This window comes from Natronorubrum daqingense (assembly GCF_001971705.1).
Lineage (GTDB): Archaea > Halobacteriota > Halobacteria > Halobacteriales > Natrialbaceae > Natronorubrum > Natronorubrum daqingense.
In genome coordinates, this window is sequence record NZ_CP019327.1 from 31,397 (window position 1) to 49,197 (window position 17,801).

The following is a 17,801-nucleotide window of genomic DNA, read 5'->3' on the forward strand; positions in this document are numbered from 1 at the left end:
ATCGGGAATGATAATTGGTTTACGTTGTCCATTTTACAAAAACGTCGGGTAGTTATGAATGAGTACACAACATCGAGCGATGAACTACGAGAAGCAGCAGTATAATTCAGAAATGAAATAGGTACTGAAATTACACCGTTCGTCGAACGCGCTTTCTCTCGAAACGGCCTCGAGTCGATCTAGTCTCTTCGACTAACGAGTTAACTATTGTTAAGCGTATGGCACACAAACACAACCAATTGACGTAGTAGCATTGATTTATTCACAAGTGTTAAACATATACTCCGTACTAACAGTCACTATGGAAAACACGTCCTCTATGCAGACTCTCGAGGATAACGGTCCGAACACGCTCGATCAGTTGAGTGTGCGTCGCCGACACGTTCTTCGATCGACCGCGGGCGGAATTGCCGGACTCTCACTCGCAGGTTGTCTCGACTCGACCGGCGTCGGTTCCGAGAGCAGTGACGACGAGGAACCGGTCACGATCGGATTGCTCGCTCCCCATCCCGAAAGTGACTATATCGGCCGCTCAATGGCACAGGCTGCCGAACTTGCCGTCGACGAACTCAACGAAAACGGCGGTATCGACGATACGCCCGTCGAACTGGTCGTTGCCAATACGAACGCGACGCCACTCGAGGCCCGACGCCAGTATCAACACCTCGTCTTACGGGAGGGGGCGGACGTGACGATGGGCGTCTTCGACAGCCCGGCGCTCAGAACGATCATGAACGATATCGCCGAGCACGAGACGATTCACCTCACAACTGGGGCTGCGTCAGCGACGGTCAGTGAACTGATCGCCGACGACTACGATCGGTACAAGTATCACTTCCGTGTGGGCCCGACGAACGACCACCACCTCGGAACGTCACAGATGTCCTTTCTCGACGAGATGGCAGACGACCTCGACTGGAACTCGGTTGCGCTTCTCGCAGAGAATTACGATTGGACGCAAGCGCCATGGGACGTCTATCAATCCGAACTCGAGGACACCGGAGTAGAACTCGTCGTGGACGAACGCTATCCGCCGGCGACCGACGACTTCACGAGTCGCTACGAGGAGGCGGAGGAGGCGGGCGCCGATATGGTGTTGATCTCGGCTGCGCACACCGGAAACGAGGCGATCGAGGACTGGGCGACACAGCAACGACAGTTCGCGTTCGGCGGGACTCACGTTCCGATGCAACTCCCCGAGTACTTCGAGCAAACGAACGGTGCATGTGAGTACGCCGTCGGACAGACCAGCGCGACGGCAGACAGCGAGTTCGCCGGGGGTGACACCGCGGCGTTCGTCGACGCCTACCGGGACGAGTTCGACGGTGCAGAACCGGTCTATACGGGGTATCACACCTACGACGCGGTGAACCTGTTTGCAGCCGTGGTCGAATCCGCTGGAACGCTCGAGACGGATGCGCTCGTCTCGGAACTCGAGACGGAGGTGTACGACGGCGTCGCTGGCACAGTCGAATTCTACGGCGACGGCGACGAATATCCACACGACCTCGTCTCCACCGATGAAGACACGCTGTTCTACCAGTGGCAAACGACCGACAGCGGCGACGGAGTACAGGAAATCATCTGGCCGGAGGAACAGGCGACGGATCTTGCTGCCGGCGAGTACGTCGATCCCGAGTGGGTGTAAGTACGTCTCGAGGGTACGGAACGTCGAACGTATGGTATGACTGGCGTTCACTAGAGCAATGGTATCGTGCCAGTACCTCTTATCTAAATGAATATCATATTTTCATAACTGTTAAGCAATCTAGTTGATAATCGCAGACTCATATGCATGAACATCTATGCCAAGGTGGGGGGAACAACGGATCGGGTTCTCGAGTGGGACGCGATTCGCTGAATCGGCGGACGGTACTCAAAGCGACGGGCGGTGCTGCAGCGAGCGTCTCTCTTGGGGGTTGTGTCGGATCGTACGAACTCGTCGGCTCGAGTCAGGATGACGACGAGACGATCCGTATCGGGGTCTTGGCACCGGAACCGGAGAGCGACTTCATCGGTCGATCGATGGCGCAATCGGCTGAGGTTGCAGTGACGGAACTCAACGAGGACGGCGGAATCGCCGGCCGAGACGTCGAACTGGTCGTCGGGAATACGAAAGACTCTCCGACCGAGGCGCGTCGGGTGTATCAGCAACTCGTCCTCGAGGAGGACGTCGACGTGACGGTGGGGATGTTCGACAGCCACGCGCTCGAAAATATCATGGATGAGATCGCTGATCAGGAACTGGTCCATCTCACGTCGGGCGCGGCGACGACTGCGGCGAGTCGAATGGTCTCCGAGGAGTACGACCGGTACAAGTACCACTTCCGTGTTGGACCGACGAACGACCGGGACCTCGGTAACGCACAAATCAGCTTCATGGACGAGTACGCCCACGAAATCGGCTGGGAGTCGATCGCGGTGTTAGCCGAGGACTATCCGTGGGCGGACGAGCCGTGGGACATTTACCGAGACGAACTCGCGGACACGCGAGTCGACGTCGTCTACGAGGAACGGTATCCGCCGGCGACGAACGACTTTACGGACCTCTACGACGACGTCGAGGAAGCCGGTGCCGATGCGGCCTTCGTCACGACCGCTCATACCGGTAACGAGGCGGTTCTCGACTGGTCGACCGCCCAACGACAGTTCGCATTTGGGGGGATCCACGTTCCGATGCAACTGCCGACGTACTACGACGACATCGGGGGTGCCTGCGAGTACGGCATCGGCTACTCGACGGCGACGGAAACGAGCGAGATTACGGACGCGACACAACCGTTCGTCCAGGAGTACGCCGACGAATTCGGTTCGTATCCACAAGATATGGGGTACAACACGTACGACGCCGTGCGAATCTTCGCCGACGCGGTCGAGGCTGCGGGGACGGTCGATTCCGAGGAACTCGTCTCGGAACTCGAGGACATCGAACACGAGGGGGCAAGTGGCTACATCGAGTTCCACGATTCGGACGACGAGTTTGCCCACGACCTGGTCTTCGATCCGGAGACACCGACGGCAGTCTACTTCCAGTGGCAGACGACCGACGACGGAGAACCGGTGAGGGAGGTTATCTGGCCCGAAGAACACGCGACCGACGATGCGGCAGGCGAGTACGTCACGCCGCCGTGGCTCGCGTAAGTGCCGGTCGTCTGATCGGTTCCGTCACATCGGCCGTCTGCGAACGCGATTTTGCCCGCCGTGAGCGTGTTTTCTCGACCTCATCGATAGTAAACACGAACAATCGATACTCCGTCTATCGGTTATGCCTGTGTGTAACAATGTTCTGACGGTTGGTACCTATTCACAAATACTAAGTTATATCAATATAAATGACCGTCAGTATGGTCGATACCGATCAGTGGGGCCGGCAGGCGGAGACAGCGACGCGCGATGATCGGACCCGTCGCCCGAATCGACGACAGTTCGTTGTGGCTACGGCTGGCGTTGCGGGCGGTGTTTCACTCGGTGGTTGCCTGGATTCGTTCGAGACCGTTTCTGGATCGACGACTGAGGACGAGACGATCACGATCGGGGCGTTGGCACCTGATCCGGCCGACGACTACCTCGGCCAATCGATCGTCCACTCTGCCGAACTCGCCGTCGAGGAGCTCGCGAATAATGGTGGAATAAACGGCCACGACGTCGACATCGCTATCGCCGACACGAAGTCGAGTCCGCTCGAGGCCCGTCGCGAGTATCAGCGCCTGGTACTCGAGGAAGACGTCGACGTGACGGTGGGGATGTTCGCCAGCGAGGCGTTACTCGCCATCCTCGACGATATCGCGGAACACGAGATCATTCACCTCACGTCGGGCGCGGCAACGACGGTCGCGAGTCAGTTGGTCAACGAGGAGTACGACCGGTACAAGTACCACTTCCGTGTCGGCCCGACGAACGACGCCGACCTCGGGCGGATGCAAGTCGACTTCCTCGACGATATGAGCGAGGAGATCGGCTGGGAGTCCATCGCGCTCTTCGCGGAGGATTACGAGTGGACAGAGGCTCCGTGGGAGGTCTATCAGGACCAGCTCGAAGGGGCGGGTGTCGAAATCGCGACGGAAGAGCGATATCCGCCGGCGACTGACGATTTCGGTGACCTCTACACGGAGGCCGAAGAACAGGATGCGGATGCGGTGTTCATTACGACTGCTCACACGGGTGACGACGCGCTGTTGGACTGGGCAGTTCCCCAGCGACAGTTCGCGTTCGGGGGGATCCACGTCCCGATGCAACTGCCAGCGTACTACGACCTGGTCGATCAGGCCTGTCGGTACGGCGTCGGACAGACCAGCGCGACGGCGACGAGTGAGATCACGGACCTCACACAGCACTTCGTCGGCGAGTATCAAGACGCCTACGACGGATCGAACCCAGTCTACACGGGCTATCACACCTACGATGCGGTGATGCTCTTCGCCGACGCCGTCGAGCAAGCGGACACCCTCGACTCCGACGAACTGGTCTCGACGCTCGAGGACGCGTCCTTTACCGGTAGCGCGGGACTCGTCGAGTTCCACGAACCCGACCACGAGTATGCACACGACCTCGTCTACCAACAGGACGAGAATCTCTACTTCCAGTGGCAAGAAAACGACGACGGCGAGGGCGTCCAGGAGGTTATCTGGCCCGAATCGCAGTCGACCGCCGACTACGTTACGCCGGCGTGGCTCGAGTGAGCGGTCCCTCGACGGGCGACGATTAGAACAGGAACCGTTCTTCGAGATCCTGTGGCAAGATCACCTCGAGTTCTCCCGACGATTCGTACTCGTGGAGCGTCTCGACCAGCGTTTCGAAGGACTCGAGATCCGATCCCTCGAGTCGGTGGTAGAAAATGCACGTGATGCCACCCCTCTCGGCGGTCCGCTCGAGTTCCGTCTCGACGCGTTCGGCGTCGGGTTCGCCGATGCGCGAGGCCAGTTTCGTGTTCGTCGTGTATCCCTGGACCGGTTGCCCGCCGGCGAAGCCGATCTCGTGGTGCTCGTCGACGAGCTCGATAGTCGTCTCGTCGTAATCGCCGAACGGGTAGGCGAAGTACCGCGCCCCTTCCTCGAACCCCTCCTCGATGAGCCACTCCTTAGAGTCACGGATCTCGGCCTTCTGTTCCTCGGCGTCGAGTTCAGAAAGATTCGGATGGCTCACGGTGTGGTTCGCGATACACCAGCCGGCGTCGTGGAGTTCGTGAAGTTCGTCGGTCGTCAACCGCGGATCGCCACCGACGTCGCCGCCGTCGATGTAATCCTTGTTGACGAACGTCACCGCAGGGTAGCCATACTCCTCGAGGATCGGGAGGGCTTTCGTGTAATCGGTCTCGTGGCCGTCGTCGAACTGGATCATCACCTTCCCCGTCTCCGGGCGCGGCGTGAAGTGGAAGTCGTCGAACCAGACCGTCCGTTCCTGATCCTCCCCGGCAGTGAGTTGGATGTGAACTTCTTCGACGGACTCGTCGTCGAACCCGTCGTCGATGTCGGTTATTCCGTAGTTGTAGCGCATGAGCGGGAGGTCTTCGCTCACGCCGCGTCGGTACTCGATGGCGTTGCGATCGGTGTCGATCAACCGAAGCCACGGGACGACGAGTTCGCCTGCAGCGCCAGCAACGCCGGGAACGACGGCCGAGAGATCGCGTGCCTCCGAGAAGGTCTTCGTTAGCCGTGCCGTTCCTTCCGTCATCTCGAGGCGTGCACCCTGTGAGCCGACGAGTGCTCGATCCTCGTCGGCCGTGAGCGTGCCGCCGCTTACTTCCCATCGATCGAGGTCCTCGAAGTCGTCGTCGGTGCCGGCGACATCGGGGAGATCGCGATCGTCGCCGTCGTCGCCGTTGCCGTTCGTCGACTCGCCATCGTCGCCTTCCTCGCCGCTCTCGAGAAAGCTGGCGTCTGTACAGCCCGCGAGGCCGATCGTTCCCGCCGTAATTGCCGTCATGTACGCGCGTCGTTTCATCGATCGATGAAGGATCAACGAGTGGCATTGTTACGAGGTCGTTACTGTCTCGTTCGTCACAACGAGACCCGTCTAGCTTTCGACTACTGGTCCGTACGCGACCGACTACTGCTGTTCGGATGCGTGCAAAACGAGGGTTCCACGACGGTTCGAGCGTGAGACGCGGTCGATTACGACTCGAGGTCGTCGTCGCCGACGCCGACGGCCTTCGAGATGTCGGCGTCGTCGGGTTCCGACTGACCGCCGACGACGAGGTCGCCGTCTTCGGTCTCGACGTAGACGTCGTCGGCGAATCCGCCTTCGGCGTGGGGGTGCTCGGGGTCCTCGAGTCGTTCGGGCGTCGACGGAGCGTCGGCCAATCCGTCGGCGGGGGCGAACTGTCCGAGCGGGTCGTCGATGGTAATGTCCCACCGTTCGAAGAACTCGCCGTAGCGGTCGTAGTGGGCCTCGAGTTCGTCCGCGGGGAACTCCATCATCTCGGTCCAGCCGTGGTTGTAGAAATCGAAATTGGCCTGAATGTGGGTAATTTCACGGGCCTCGGCCTCCGAGTAGCCGTCTTGTAGCGCACGGAGGTAGGTGTCGACCGTCGCGTCGAAGAGGTCGTCGAGTCGGTCTTTCCGTTCGTCCGCGCGCTCCGGATCCGCTTTCCCGAGGAAAATCTTGGTGTGTAAGCGAACGAGTCCCGACTTCGCGACCGACCGAACGACGGGGGTCTCGAGGGCTTTCCGGGATGCGAAGTGACGTGCGTTCTGCCGGAGTTTCATGTGCGGTCGTAGGCGGGGGCGACTAAAGAACGGTTCGGACGTCGACAGTGGGTTCGGAGGCGATGCTGGCTTCGAACGTCGATGGTAAGTGCGAACGATACTGCTGCTCGAGCGTCGTTGGGAGTCGACAGCGTCGCCCGGTTGCGGTTTGTCTCAGCTAGCAGCAAACGTTGCAATCTCTACCGTTGGAACGGAATTTGCGTGTTTGTCTTCCGATGTACTTCTCAATACGGCTTACAGTGTACATCTGTTCCATTTCTATCCCGTGCAAGGCAAAATGGACGAGATAGCAATCCACTTTAACCCGCATTACGAACCGTCGTGATATGACCCAGTACGTGATCATCGGTGACGGGATCTCGGGCAGTTCGGCTGCCGAGACCCTCCGGGAAGAAGACCCGGATGCGAAGATTACCGTCATCACCGATGAGGGGGAGCCCCTGTACAACCGGATTCTCATCAAAGAGCACGCGAAAGGCAAGCTCCCGGAGGCGCCGATATCGATTCACGAGGAAGAATGGTACGAAGAACGCGATATCGAGCTCTCGCTCGATACCCACGTAACGAGCGTCGACACCGACGCGAACGTCATTCATACGCACGATTCCGGCGATATCAGCTACGACAAGTTGCTGGTGGCGACCGGTGGGACGCCGACGCAGTTGCCCGTCGACAACAGCGATGCCGACGGAATTCATCACTTCTGGACGTTCCAGGACGCCCGCGGGATTAAAGAACACGCCGAACGATCCGACCGCGGCGTCATCGTCGGCGCGGGGCTCCTCGGAATCGACTTCGCGGCGGTCTGCGGTGCGCAGGGAATCGAAGCCGACTACCTGATGCGTGGCGATCGCTGGTGGCGTTACGCGCTCTCCGCAGAGGGTGCCGAAATCATGCACGAAGGCATGCGAGATGTCGGCGTCGAACCCGTTTTCGACAGCGGGGTCGATCGATTCGAAACGGACGACGACGGGCACGTCGTCGGGGCCGTCGACCCGAACGGCGAGCGCTACGATTGTGACTTCGCCGGCGTCGCGATCGGTCTGACGTTCAACACCGAGTTCCTCCGCGGTGCGGGCTTAGAGCAGAACAATGGTATCGTCGTCGACGAGTACATGCGGACGAACGTCGACGACATCTACGCGGCGGGTGACATTACTCGATTCTACGACGTCTTGCTGGGCGAGCACGCCCAGAACGGCTCGTGGGGGTCGGCCAAGGAACAGGGTCGCGTCGCCGCCGTGAACATGGCCGCGGACGACGAAGCGGAGGCCTTCGAGTGGGTTTCCTCGTACTCGATCACTCACTTTGACTTCCCGTTCCTCTCCTTTGGCCACCCGACGCTCGGCGACGAGCACGCCGAGGCAAAGTACAGCGACACCGAGTGGCGGCGTGTCGCGTTCAAAGACGGCAAGATCGTCGGCGGCGTCCTCATCGGCGATCTCTCACCACAGAGCACGTTCAAACAGCTCATGCGAGAACAGCGCGAGGTCGCCGATCAGGCTGAGGTCCTCCTCGAGAAGCAAGTCGACCTCGATAACCTCGCCCCCGAACAGCAATCCTGACGAACGGGGGTCGCCCTCGTCGATCGAGACGGCCGTTCATCCCGACTCTTCGTCGTATTCTGCCCGAACGGTTCTTTCGCGTCGATTTCACTCGTGCGTCGTTTGTTACAACACTGTGTTACGCGTCTCTTGACACCGTGACCGACAGTTGATTTGGCGAAACTGTTAAGTATTATCATGGCCTGTGGTAACAGTGTACATGGCGTCCAGTGAACTCCACCACAGCGATCACTGCCACCAATCGCTTCGCCTCGAGCGAGTCGAGTCGGTGACCAGCGACGCGACCGTTCGTCACGTCGACCAACTCGAGACGGAGACACTGGAGACGATTTATGCGGCACTAGAAGGGAACCGACCGATCCCGGCGACGGGTACCGACCTCGAGGTCGGTGAGATCATCGTGTTTACTGAGTATCTACGCGTCGTCCGACCCTGAGGCGATCACGAACCGGTCGAAATCGCGAGGGGACGAGTCGCACGTATCGAAGCCGTTTTCCCCCGTGCGCGTCTCCGTGCAGGTATGAACGGCGGTAGCGACATGACGCTCGCGTTCGAACTCGAGGCGCTGAAAGAACTCGCGTCGCCCGAGAGCGTCTTCGAGGACGCCAGAGGCTGGACCGAGTATATCGGCGTCGTCTCCGAGAAGCCGACCTACGTGGTCACGAACTTCACGCGAAAGAACCGTATCCGACAGGACTTCTTCTCGGGCCCGCGCGGAAAAGCCGAGAGCCTCGAGGGTGTCAAAGACCAGTTCGACACCGATCGATACGTCTTGATCGCCTCGAGCGAGGAAGACGAGCAACTCGCGGAGGACGTCGGTTGGGAGTACCTCGCCGTCGAGGACGCAGCAGAGGCCGCAGACTGGATCGTCGCCTCGGACGCCGACGCTGGCGACGACGACGCCGAACAGGTCCGAGACGACTGGCCCTGAGACTCGAGTCGGTTCGGTTTCTGCCGACTCAGTTCACTCGTTGGATCGACTGTGCCGTCGGAAGCGTCCAGCCGTAGGCGACCGCGATCAGCCGTACCAGAACGGTCGTCCCGGCGCACGCGGCCGCCGCAGTCCCGGCGGTGAGGCCCACAATCGTTGCACCGAGGTAGACGATAGCGCCGAGTACCGAACAGCTCGCGTAGAAATCCTCGAACAGGATGAACGGCGATCGATTGAGCAGAATGTCCGCGACTGCTCCGCCGCCAACTGCGTTGATCGTCGCTATCGCGACGACGCCGAAGCCCGAGACGCCGACGTCTACCGCGACGATCGCACCGGCGGTCGTGAACGCGCCGAGTCCGACGCCGTCAGCTACCAGCGCGACTGGGTGATCGTCGGCCGAATCGAGCACGAGGTGCAATCCGATTGCCAGGAGCACGCCGATCGTTCCGAGGGCGATTTCACCCGGCAACTGGAGGGCCAGCGGTATTCGTCCGACGAGGATGTCTCGGGTTACGCCCCCCGCGAACGCCGTGGCGAGGCCGACGACCGCGACGCCGAAGAGGTCGAACTCCCGGCGTATCGCCTTGGTCGACCCGACGAGCGCGAACGCGATCAATCCGATTGCGTTCATGACGGCGAACGGATCCAATACCCCTGCCAGAAACGCCTGAGTCATTGCACTACCTCACGTCGGGACGGTCTTGAGGGCACCGTCTCGACCGTCCGCCGTCTCGAGGCCGGAACTAACGCGCGGAGTCGCCGCGCTTATGGCTTCGCTGGCCCAACTTACCGGTAATGGCAGCGCCCCGCGTCCCGGGTTCCGGCGGCGATCGAACGCTCGAGTTACCCTGTGGGGAGACGCTCGACCCTCACGCGATCGATCTGGGCATGCGCGAGTACGCGTGTGACTGTGGCGAGACGCACGCGGTCGTCACCGACGTGCATCCGCCCTCGCGCTTTTTCCCCGAATCGCTCGTCACCATCTTACAGGAGACGATCGAACCCGCCGACGAGTTCGAGGAGTTCGGCACGCCACACCTACTGGGAGTCGTCATGGAGGAGTTTCCCGAGCAAATCGTCACCTACGACGCCAGCGACGACGGCGGCGTCGGCTACGCGATGCTCTGGGTGAGCGACTTCGACTCGCGGCGACTCCACGAGATCATCGTCGAACTCGTCGTCGAGCTCATGGATCACGCGATCAGTCACGCCGAAGACGACAACGCCGTTACGGATTTCGAATCGCAGATGCTCGAGTTCGACGTGAGCGAGTTCGTCGAGCAGTACCGTCGCCAACGAGATTTCGAGAGCGAACACGACCGCGCACTCTAAATTGAATACCTTTTCTGCGCGCGTTTTGCATGCGCTGGACGGCCGACGACGCGCTTACCGACGTCTCCTCCTCGCGAGTCGACCTGCTCGCTGTGAGTCGGTCCCGAAACGGGAGTCCGCCGAGTGGGTCTCAAACCGGTTGCTGGACGGTACCACGCCACTCCCCTATCTCGTTAACCCGCTGTAATCGTCCGCGCCGGCCCTCTGGCGCTCGCTCGCCACTCGAGGCCGATTCTCACCACACGAGTTCGAAATTCGAAAAGCCATTTCGAGATTCGTACTGTATCGTGGGGCTTATTACGATGTACGAACTGCGATCCAACAAGCAAAATGAGCACGGACCAGCAGGGCGAGGGCGACACCGGGGATGGACGCACGATCTTGCTGATCGGGAGCGGCCCGATCCAGATCGGACAGGCCGCGGAGTTCGACTACTCCGGCGCACAGGCCTGCCGAGCACTGCAGGAGGAAGGTGCTCGAGTCGTCCTCGTCAACTCCAATCCCGCGACGATCATGACCGATCCGGAGATGGCAGACGAGGTCTACATCGAGCCGATTACCACCGACGCCATCTCGGAGATCATCCGGAAGGAGCGTCCCGACGGCGTTATCGCCGGCCTCGGTGGCCAGACCGGCCTCAACGTCACGGCCGAGTTGGCCGAGGAAGGCGTACTCGAGGAGTACGACGTCGAGATCATGGGCACCCCCCTCGACACCATCTACGCGACGGAAGACCGAGACCTCTTCCGCCAGCGCATGGAGAAGATCGGCCAGCCGGTGCCGGCTTCGACGACCATCTCGCTCGACGAGGGTGAAGCGGTCGTCGAACTGACCGAGGACGACCTCGAGGAGCGCGTCGAGGCGGCCGTCGACGAGGTCGGCGGCCTCCCGGTGATCGCCCGCACCACCTACACGCTGGGTGGCTCGGGTTCCGGTGTCGTCCACGAGTTCGACGAACTCCTTCGTCGCGTCCGCAAGGGCCTGCGCCTCTCGCGCAACAGCGAGGTACTCATCACCGAGTCCATCGCGGGCTGGGTGGAGTACGAGTACGAGGTCATGCGCGACGCCGACGACTCCTGTATCATCATCTGTAACATGGAGAACATCGATCCGATGGGCATCCACACCGGGGAGTCGACGGTCGTCACGCCCTCCCAACTGGTTCCCGACGAGGGCCACCAGGAGATGCGCACCGCGGCGCTCGACGTCATCCGTGAACTCGGGATTCAGGGCGGCTGTAACATCCAGTTCGCCTGGCGCGACGACGGCACGCCCGGCGGCGAGTATCGGGTCGTCGAGGTCAACCCGCGCGTCTCACGTTCCTCCGCGCTCGCCTCGAAGGCGACGGGATACCCAATCGCTCGCGTGACCGCGAAGGTCGCACTCGGCAAGCGCCTCCACGAGATCACCAACGAGATCACGGGCGAGACGACCGCCGCGTTCGAGCCAGCGATCGACTACGTCGTCACGAAGGTGCCGCGCTGGCCCAAGGACAAGTTCGACGACGTCGACTTCGAACTGACGACGGCGATGAAGTCGACTGGCGAGGCGATGGCCATCGGCCGCACCTTCGAGGAGAGTCTGCTCAAGGCGCTTCGCTCCTCCGAGTACGAACCCGACGTCGACTGGGCCGACGTGAGCGACGACGAACTCGAGTCCCACTACCTCGAGCGTCCGTCGCCGGATCGTCCGTACGCGCTGTTCGAAGCGTTCGAGCGCGGGTACGACGTCGACGAGGTCGTCTCCCTGTCGGGCATCTTCGAGTGGTACGCCGAGCGCTTCAAGCGCATCGCCGACTCGACACTCGCCGCACAGGAAGGCGACTTCACCGAAGCCGCCATCGCCGGGCACACGAACGCGACGATCGCTGCGACTGCAGGCGGCGACGTCGACGTCGACGCCGTCGAACAGGAAGTTCCCGGACGCACGTACAAACAGGTCGACACCTGCGCCGGCGAGTTCGAGGCCGAGACGCCCTACTACTACTCCGCACGCAAGCCGGAGTTCGAGTCTGGGCCGCTCGTCGGCGACGCCGCCTCGGGAGAACTCGAGGTCGAGCGCGACGTCGAGAGCGTGATCGTCGTCGGCGGCGGCCCGATTCGCATCGGGCAAGGCGTCGAGTTCGATTACTGTTCGGTCCACGCCGTCCAGGCGCTGCGTGAGCAGGGGATCGACGCCCACGTCGTGAACAACAACCCCGAGACGGTCTCGACGGACTACGACACCTCCGACGGGCTGTTCTTCGAGCCGATCACGGCCGAAGAGGTCGCCGACGTTGCCGAGGCGGCCGACGCCGACGGCGTGATGGTCCAGTTCGGCGGCCAGACGTCGGTCAACATCGGCGATCCGCTCCAGGACGAGATCGACCGCCGCGGACTCGATTGTGAGGTCATGGGCACGAGCGTCGAGGCGATGGACCTCGCCGAAGACCGCGATCGTTTCAACGCGCTCATGGACGAACTGGGCATCGCCCAGCCCGAAGGTGGGGCCGCCTACAGCGAGACGGAAGCGATGGAACTCGCCCACGACATCGGCTATCCCGTGCTCGTGCGTCCCTCCTACGTGCTCGGCGGGCGCGCGATGGAGGTCGTCTACGACGACGAGGAACTCGAGACCTACATCGAGGAGGCGGTTCGCGTGAGTCCGGACAAGCCGATCCTCGTGGACGACTTCCTCGCGGACGCCATCGAACTCGACGTCGACGCCGTCGCGGACGGCGAGGACGTCCTCATCGGCGGCGTGATGGAACACGTCGAAACCGCTGGGGTCCACTCGGGCGACTCGGCCTGCATGATCCCGCCACGCTCGCTCGACGGCGAGACGCTGGCCCGCGTCCGCGAGGTCACCGAAGATATCGCGGAAGCCCTCGAGACGGTCGGCCTGTTGAACGTTCAACTCGCGGTGCGCGACGGCGAGGTGTACGTCCTCGAGGCCAACCCGCGCTCCTCGCGTACTGTGCCGTTCATCTCGAAGGCGACGGGCGTCCCGATCGCCAAACTCGCGGCCAGAGTGATGGCCGGGGAATCGATCGCCGACCTCGACGTCGACGAGCAGATTCCCGAGCAGACTTCGATCAAGGAGGTCGTTCTGCCGTTCGACCGCCTGCCGGGCTCGGACCCGCGTCTCGGCCCGGAGATGAAATCCACGGGCGAAGTGATGGGCAGCGCCGACTCCTTCGGCAAAGCATACGACAAGGCTCAGGACGCGACGGGCAAACCGATCCCCGAGTCGGGGACGGCGATCGTCGACCTCTCGGCCGACAAGTTCCCCGACCCCGAGACCGACGCCGGCGAGGCGATCGTCGATGGCTACACCGACCACTTCGACCTCTGTGAGGCCGTCGACCTCGTGGACGCCGTCAAGAAGGGTGAGGTCGATCTGATCGTCTCGCGGGATCGCGACTTACTCGAGGTCGCCGTCGAGGAGGAGATCACCTACTTCTCGACGCCCGCCAGCGCACAGGCCGCACTCGAGGCACTCGAGTCCACGGACGAACCGATCGACGTCCAGCCGATCACCGACCGTCCGAAGCGCTCGAGCGAGTGGGGCCGCTCTGACTGATCGGTCCGCACTCTTTCCGTTCGACATCTTCTACTCGGTCGCCGAATGTGGGTGCTCGAGTCCAGTTGAACGTTTTTGCACCTGTACGGGATGCTTCGCGTCCCTCGAGCCGTGTGAATAAGAGCGCAGCTCCCGTGAGCAGAGCGGGGTAAGTGAGCGAAGTGAGCGAATCCGAGAGGGAACCAAGTTGGTCCGTTACTCGAGCGTGTACCAGTCGAACTGCTCTCTCGCGAACAGCGCGGAGACGATCGGTGCGATCAGTCCGAGCACGAGAACAGTCCACGCGGCGATTTCGATTCCTCGAGCGGAGACCGCTAGCTCGGGGCCGGGTGCCCACACAGTGACCACGAGGAGCAACTCTGCGATGAGTTCGGGTGCGTCGACGTAGAGGACGAGCGCGGCGACCGCCGGGAGGATGATCGCGATCGAGTAGACGATGAACGCCAGCTTGCTCGGCATCACAGCTTCGCGGCTGTTCGTCACCTTCACACTTCCAAATCGTGGGAAGCCCGTGCCGATCCCCGTCGCGAGGGCGGGCGTGACGACGGCACCGAGTGTCGTCGCCGCGACCAGCGCGGCCGTCTGCTCGAGCGAGAGCGGACTGATCAGGCCCAGAGAAAGCGAGACGAGGAGGGCGAGCGGGGCGGCGACGAGGGAACCGGCGACGACGAGTCCCGTAATCGCCTGTCTTCCGGTGAGCGGCGAGGCGACGACGGCTGGGAGCCCTCGACCGAGATCGCCCAGCGGGTTCAGCGTGAACAGCGCACCCGCGGCCCAGACGACGTACAGCGAGAGGAAGACGGCGACGTGAGCGGGGACGGTTCCGGTCTGGAAAATCTCCTGGGCGAAGACGAGCGCGCCGAACAGTGGATAGCCGACGTACGCCAGTCGGATCGGTGCCCGTTTCGTCCGACGAATTGCGGTCACGGTGACCGTTCGAGTCGGCCGAGAGAGGACGCGACCGAGGATCGTATCGAGTCGACTCGAGGACTGACTCTCCTTCCGTGTCGGCTCCGACGTGTCCTCGAATCGGGCCGGATCCGCGAACCAGTGGCGGCGCGCGGAGGCGACGCCGACGGCGAGCGCAGCGCCGCTGAGGGCCACCGCGCCGACGACTGCGGCGAGGGCGCTGGTGCTCGAGGCGTCGACGTTTGGCACGGCGAGCAAGAGCAGGTGGCCGGCCCAGCCGAGTGGACTGTCCTGAAGGGCGACGAAGAGCTGATCGAGGACGAGGTTGAATCGACCCGTCGCGATCGCTCCGAAGTAGAGCACCCAGAATCCGACGAACACCAGCAGTCGATACTGTGCGATGGGTTCGTAGACGGTGACTAGGTGGCGAACCCAGATGCCGAGGACGAATCCGACGGGGATGGCCGTGAACAGCGCCAACAGTACAACGATGACAGCGAGCGCAACGGGCAGGATCGTCCCGGCCCCGAACGCGAACGCGGCCGAGAGAACGAGCGCCGGCGGGAGCACCCAGACGGCGAAGAGCAGGATTTCGGACCCAACGACGCCGACGACGACGGTTCGGAGCGACGTCGACGTCAACAAGAAGGCGGGTTCGTCGACCGAACCGGCGGCCGTAAACGCACGAATCGCGGCCATGAACGTCAGAAAGAGCCAGGCGACGGCGGTGCCTCCAGTCGCGAGTTCGATCGCCATCGCAGCCTCGCTCGAGGTGACGCCGTCTGCGACCTGTTCACCGAGCATCGGGAGCAAGTAGCCGCCGGCGACGACGATCGAGCCGAACATGAAGACGGCGAGTAGCGCCAGCATGAGCAGTTTCGATCGTTCGGACGAGACGGCCCGTATCGTGCGGCGAAACTCCGTTTTGGCGACGACGAGGGAGGTTCGAATCACGAGTGATCACCGCGACTCACTCGAGGGGCGAGAATCGCTGTTACTCGGCGCGTAGCGACGGGAACCATACACAATTCGGCGTCGTGCAACCAGTAAATCGTTTGGATTTTGTCATGCATCGGGTTCGATTGTGTGGCTGTTCTCTCCAGCGGGCCGGACGAACATGTCATACATTTACGTCGACTGGCGCGAAAGAGCCACTATGACCCCCGCCGACGCCCCCGCCATCGAAACCGACGGGCTCACGAAACGGTACGGCGACACGACTGCCGTTTCCGAGTTGACGATGTCCGTCGAGCAGGGAACGGTGTACGGCTTTCTCGGACCCAACGGCGCGGGGAAGACGACGACAATGCGGATGTTGACGACGCTCACGAAACCCACGTCGGGAACGGCCCGCGTCGCCGGCCACCCGATCACGGACCGCGAGTCGGTCACCCCGCATATCGGCTATCTTCCCGAAGAGCCGCCGATCTACGACGAACTCACCGGTCGCGAACAACTCGAGTACGCTGCCGGGTTGCGAGACCTGCCCGCAGACGTCGCCTCCGAGCGCATCGGCGCACACCTCGAGCGATTCGACCTCCTCGAGGACGCCGATAGGCGCATCGAGGGCTACTCGAAGGGGATGCGTCAGAAAGTCGGCGTCATCCAAGCCGTGCTTCACGAACCGGCCGTCGCCTTCCTCGACGAGCCGACGAGCGGACTCGACCCCCGCGCCGCCCGAACGATGCGCGAGACGATCGCCGACCTCGCGGATCAGAAGATGACCATCTTCCTCTCGACGCACATCCTCCCCGTCGTCGACGCGCTGGCCGACGAAATCGGCGTCCTCCACGGCGGCGAACTCGTCGCACAGGGCGACCCCGAGACGCTGAAATCTCGCGCCGAAACCGGCGAAGTCCGCAGTCTCGAGGAAGCATTTCTCGAGGTCACGCAGGACCACGGCGAGCAGGCACCCGAAACGGAACCTTCTGCAAAGTAGTCGAGTGGGAGAGTTCCGCCGGTGTGTAGGGCTTCGACGCTCGGGGGACCGGTTTCGTTTCGTTCGTCTGTCACTCGTTCTACAGTCACTGATCAGTCGTCCTGCGGACGCCGATCAGCCGTTCTTCGATCGCTGATCAGTCGTTCGATCGACCTGTGGCTTGCTCGTAAGAGAGCGTCTCCGCCGTTTCGTCTCGATCGCCACCGTCCGACTGCCGATACTGCTCTCGCGTGATCGTGTAGCGGTGGTGGTCGATGATTTCACCGTCCGGCCTGACGTCCGAGTTGCGGATGATGCCGTCGTACTGGCCGTCGTAGCTGTCGACGTAGGACTCGGCAGCGTTTCGCGAGCGTTCGTTTCCGTCCTGGATAGTGACGGCGACGAGTTCGAGATCCAGTTGGTCGAACGCCAGTTCGATGACGGCGGCGGCGCGCTCGCCCGAGTACCCTCGTCCCCAAAACGGTTTGCGCAACCAGATGCAGGGCTTTGCGGTCTGCGTCTCCCAGTCCAGTCGAAGTCCACCTGCACCCGCGATCGTTCCGGCACCGTCCTCCCCGGTTTTGGGTCGAATTACGTACTGCGCTCGATTTCCCTGCTCCCACTGGCGCTCGAGTTCGTCGATGTGTGCCTTCGATTCCGCGACCGTTTCGTGTGGATTCCACGGCAAGTACCGCGTCACCTCGTCGATCCCCTGCTCGTGCGTCGAACAACACTGATAGAAGTCGAAGACGTCGACGGTCTCGTGACAGAGGGGCTCGAGCGTCAGTCGCTCGGTCTCGATCGTCTCGGGGAACAACATACCCCGCCGTATTCCAACGGGCAAAAAGAACATTCTGGTATCTCATTAGACACGTTAA

The 17,801-nt window shown here is 61.9% G+C and carries 14 protein-coding genes; 9 read left to right on the forward strand and 5 right to left on the reverse strand.

The genetic code is table 11. The features are described from left to right. The first annotated feature begins 301 nt into the window (after window positions 1-301). From BB347_RS00140 to BB347_RS00150, 3 genes are all read left to right on the forward strand, one after another. Window positions 302-1,648 carry an ABC transporter substrate-binding protein gene (locus BB347_RS00140; RefSeq protein ID WP_083687699.1) on the forward strand — a complete coding sequence of 449 codons (1,347 nt, stop codon included), beginning with the start codon at window positions 302-304 and terminating at the stop codon, window positions 1,646-1,648. A 143-nt stretch (window positions 1,649-1,791) separates the two neighbouring features. Next, a complete protein-coding gene (locus tag BB347_RS00145; RefSeq protein WP_076579684.1) occupies window positions 1,792-3,141 on the forward strand; it encodes an ABC transporter substrate-binding protein in 1,350 nt (449 codons plus the stop codon). Between the two features lie 203 nt (window positions 3,142-3,344). Next, the gene (locus BB347_RS00150; protein WP_139326984.1) at window positions 3,345-4,679 is read left to right on the forward strand and encodes an ABC transporter substrate-binding protein; all 1,335 of its coding nucleotides are present in this window, start codon (window positions 3,345-3,347) and stop codon (window positions 4,677-4,679) included. Window positions 4,680-4,701: 22 nt separating this feature from the next. Here BB347_RS00150 and BB347_RS00155 read toward each other — a convergent pair whose 3' ends face one another. Next, on the reverse strand, window positions 4,702-5,940 hold the full coding sequence (locus BB347_RS00155; RefSeq protein WP_076579680.1) for a polysaccharide deacetylase family protein: 1,239 nt from the start codon (window positions 5,938-5,940) through the stop codon (window positions 4,702-4,704). A gap of 170 nt (window positions 5,941-6,110) precedes the next feature. Beyond that, complete coding sequence (locus BB347_RS00160; protein WP_076579678.1) at window positions 6,111-6,704, reverse strand: DUF6149 family protein; 594 nt, start codon at window positions 6,702-6,704, stop codon at window positions 6,111-6,113. Window positions 6,705-7,030: 326 nt separating this feature from the next. Between BB347_RS00160 and BB347_RS00165 the strand changes: the two genes are divergently transcribed. From BB347_RS00165 to BB347_RS00175, 3 genes are all read left to right on the forward strand, one after another. Next, window positions 7,031-8,269 carry an NAD(P)/FAD-dependent oxidoreductase gene (locus BB347_RS00165; RefSeq protein ID WP_076579676.1) on the forward strand — a complete coding sequence of 413 codons (1,239 nt, stop codon included), beginning with the start codon at window positions 7,031-7,033 and terminating at the stop codon, window positions 8,267-8,269. A gap of 199 nt (window positions 8,270-8,468) precedes the next feature. After that, window positions 8,469-8,705 carry a hypothetical protein gene (locus BB347_RS00170; protein ID WP_139326966.1) on the forward strand — a complete coding sequence of 79 codons (237 nt, stop codon included), beginning with the start codon at window positions 8,469-8,471 and terminating at the stop codon, window positions 8,703-8,705. An 84-nt stretch (window positions 8,706-8,789) separates the two neighbouring features. Further along, window positions 8,790-9,200, forward strand: a complete 411-nt coding sequence (locus BB347_RS00175; protein WP_076579667.1) for a DUF7124 domain-containing protein — start codon at window positions 8,790-8,792, stop codon at window positions 9,198-9,200. A gap of 28 nt (window positions 9,201-9,228) precedes the next feature. Here BB347_RS00175 and BB347_RS00180 read toward each other — a convergent pair whose 3' ends face one another. Beyond that, window positions 9,229-9,879: a trimeric intracellular cation channel family protein gene (locus BB347_RS00180; protein ID WP_076579665.1), complete on the reverse strand. Its 651-nt coding sequence runs from the start codon at window positions 9,877-9,879 to the stop codon at window positions 9,229-9,231. Window positions 9,880-9,998: 119 nt separating this feature from the next. On the opposite strand from BB347_RS00180, the gene BB347_RS00185 reads away from it, so the two are divergent. Next, window positions 9,999-10,535: a DUF5815 family protein gene (locus BB347_RS00185; RefSeq protein ID WP_076579663.1), complete on the forward strand. Its 537-nt coding sequence runs from the start codon at window positions 9,999-10,001 to the stop codon at window positions 10,533-10,535. Window positions 10,536-10,865: 330 nt separating this feature from the next. Beyond that, window positions 10,866-14,096, forward strand: coding sequence for a carbamoyl-phosphate synthase large subunit (carB, locus tag BB347_RS00190; RefSeq protein ID WP_076579661.1), 3,231 nt, complete (start codon window positions 10,866-10,868; stop codon window positions 14,094-14,096). Window positions 14,097-14,291: 195 nt separating this feature from the next. Here the strand turns inward: carB and BB347_RS00195 are convergent, their stop codons facing one another. Next, complete coding sequence (locus BB347_RS00195) at window positions 14,292-15,959, reverse strand: hypothetical protein (protein WP_076579660.1); 1,668 nt, start codon at window positions 15,957-15,959, stop codon at window positions 14,292-14,294. 202 nt (window positions 15,960-16,161) lie between these two features. Between BB347_RS00195 and BB347_RS00200 the strand changes: the two genes are divergently transcribed. Then, window positions 16,162-16,944, forward strand: coding sequence for an ABC transporter ATP-binding protein (locus BB347_RS00200; RefSeq protein ID WP_170871997.1), 783 nt, complete (start codon window positions 16,162-16,164; stop codon window positions 16,942-16,944). Window positions 16,945-17,080: 136 nt separating this feature from the next. On the opposite strand, the gene BB347_RS00205 is transcribed toward BB347_RS00200, so the two are convergent. Then, window positions 17,081-17,743: a GNAT family N-acetyltransferase gene (locus BB347_RS00205; protein WP_076579656.1), complete on the reverse strand. Its 663-nt coding sequence runs from the start codon at window positions 17,741-17,743 to the stop codon at window positions 17,081-17,083. Window positions 17,744-17,801 lie beyond the last annotated feature (58 nt).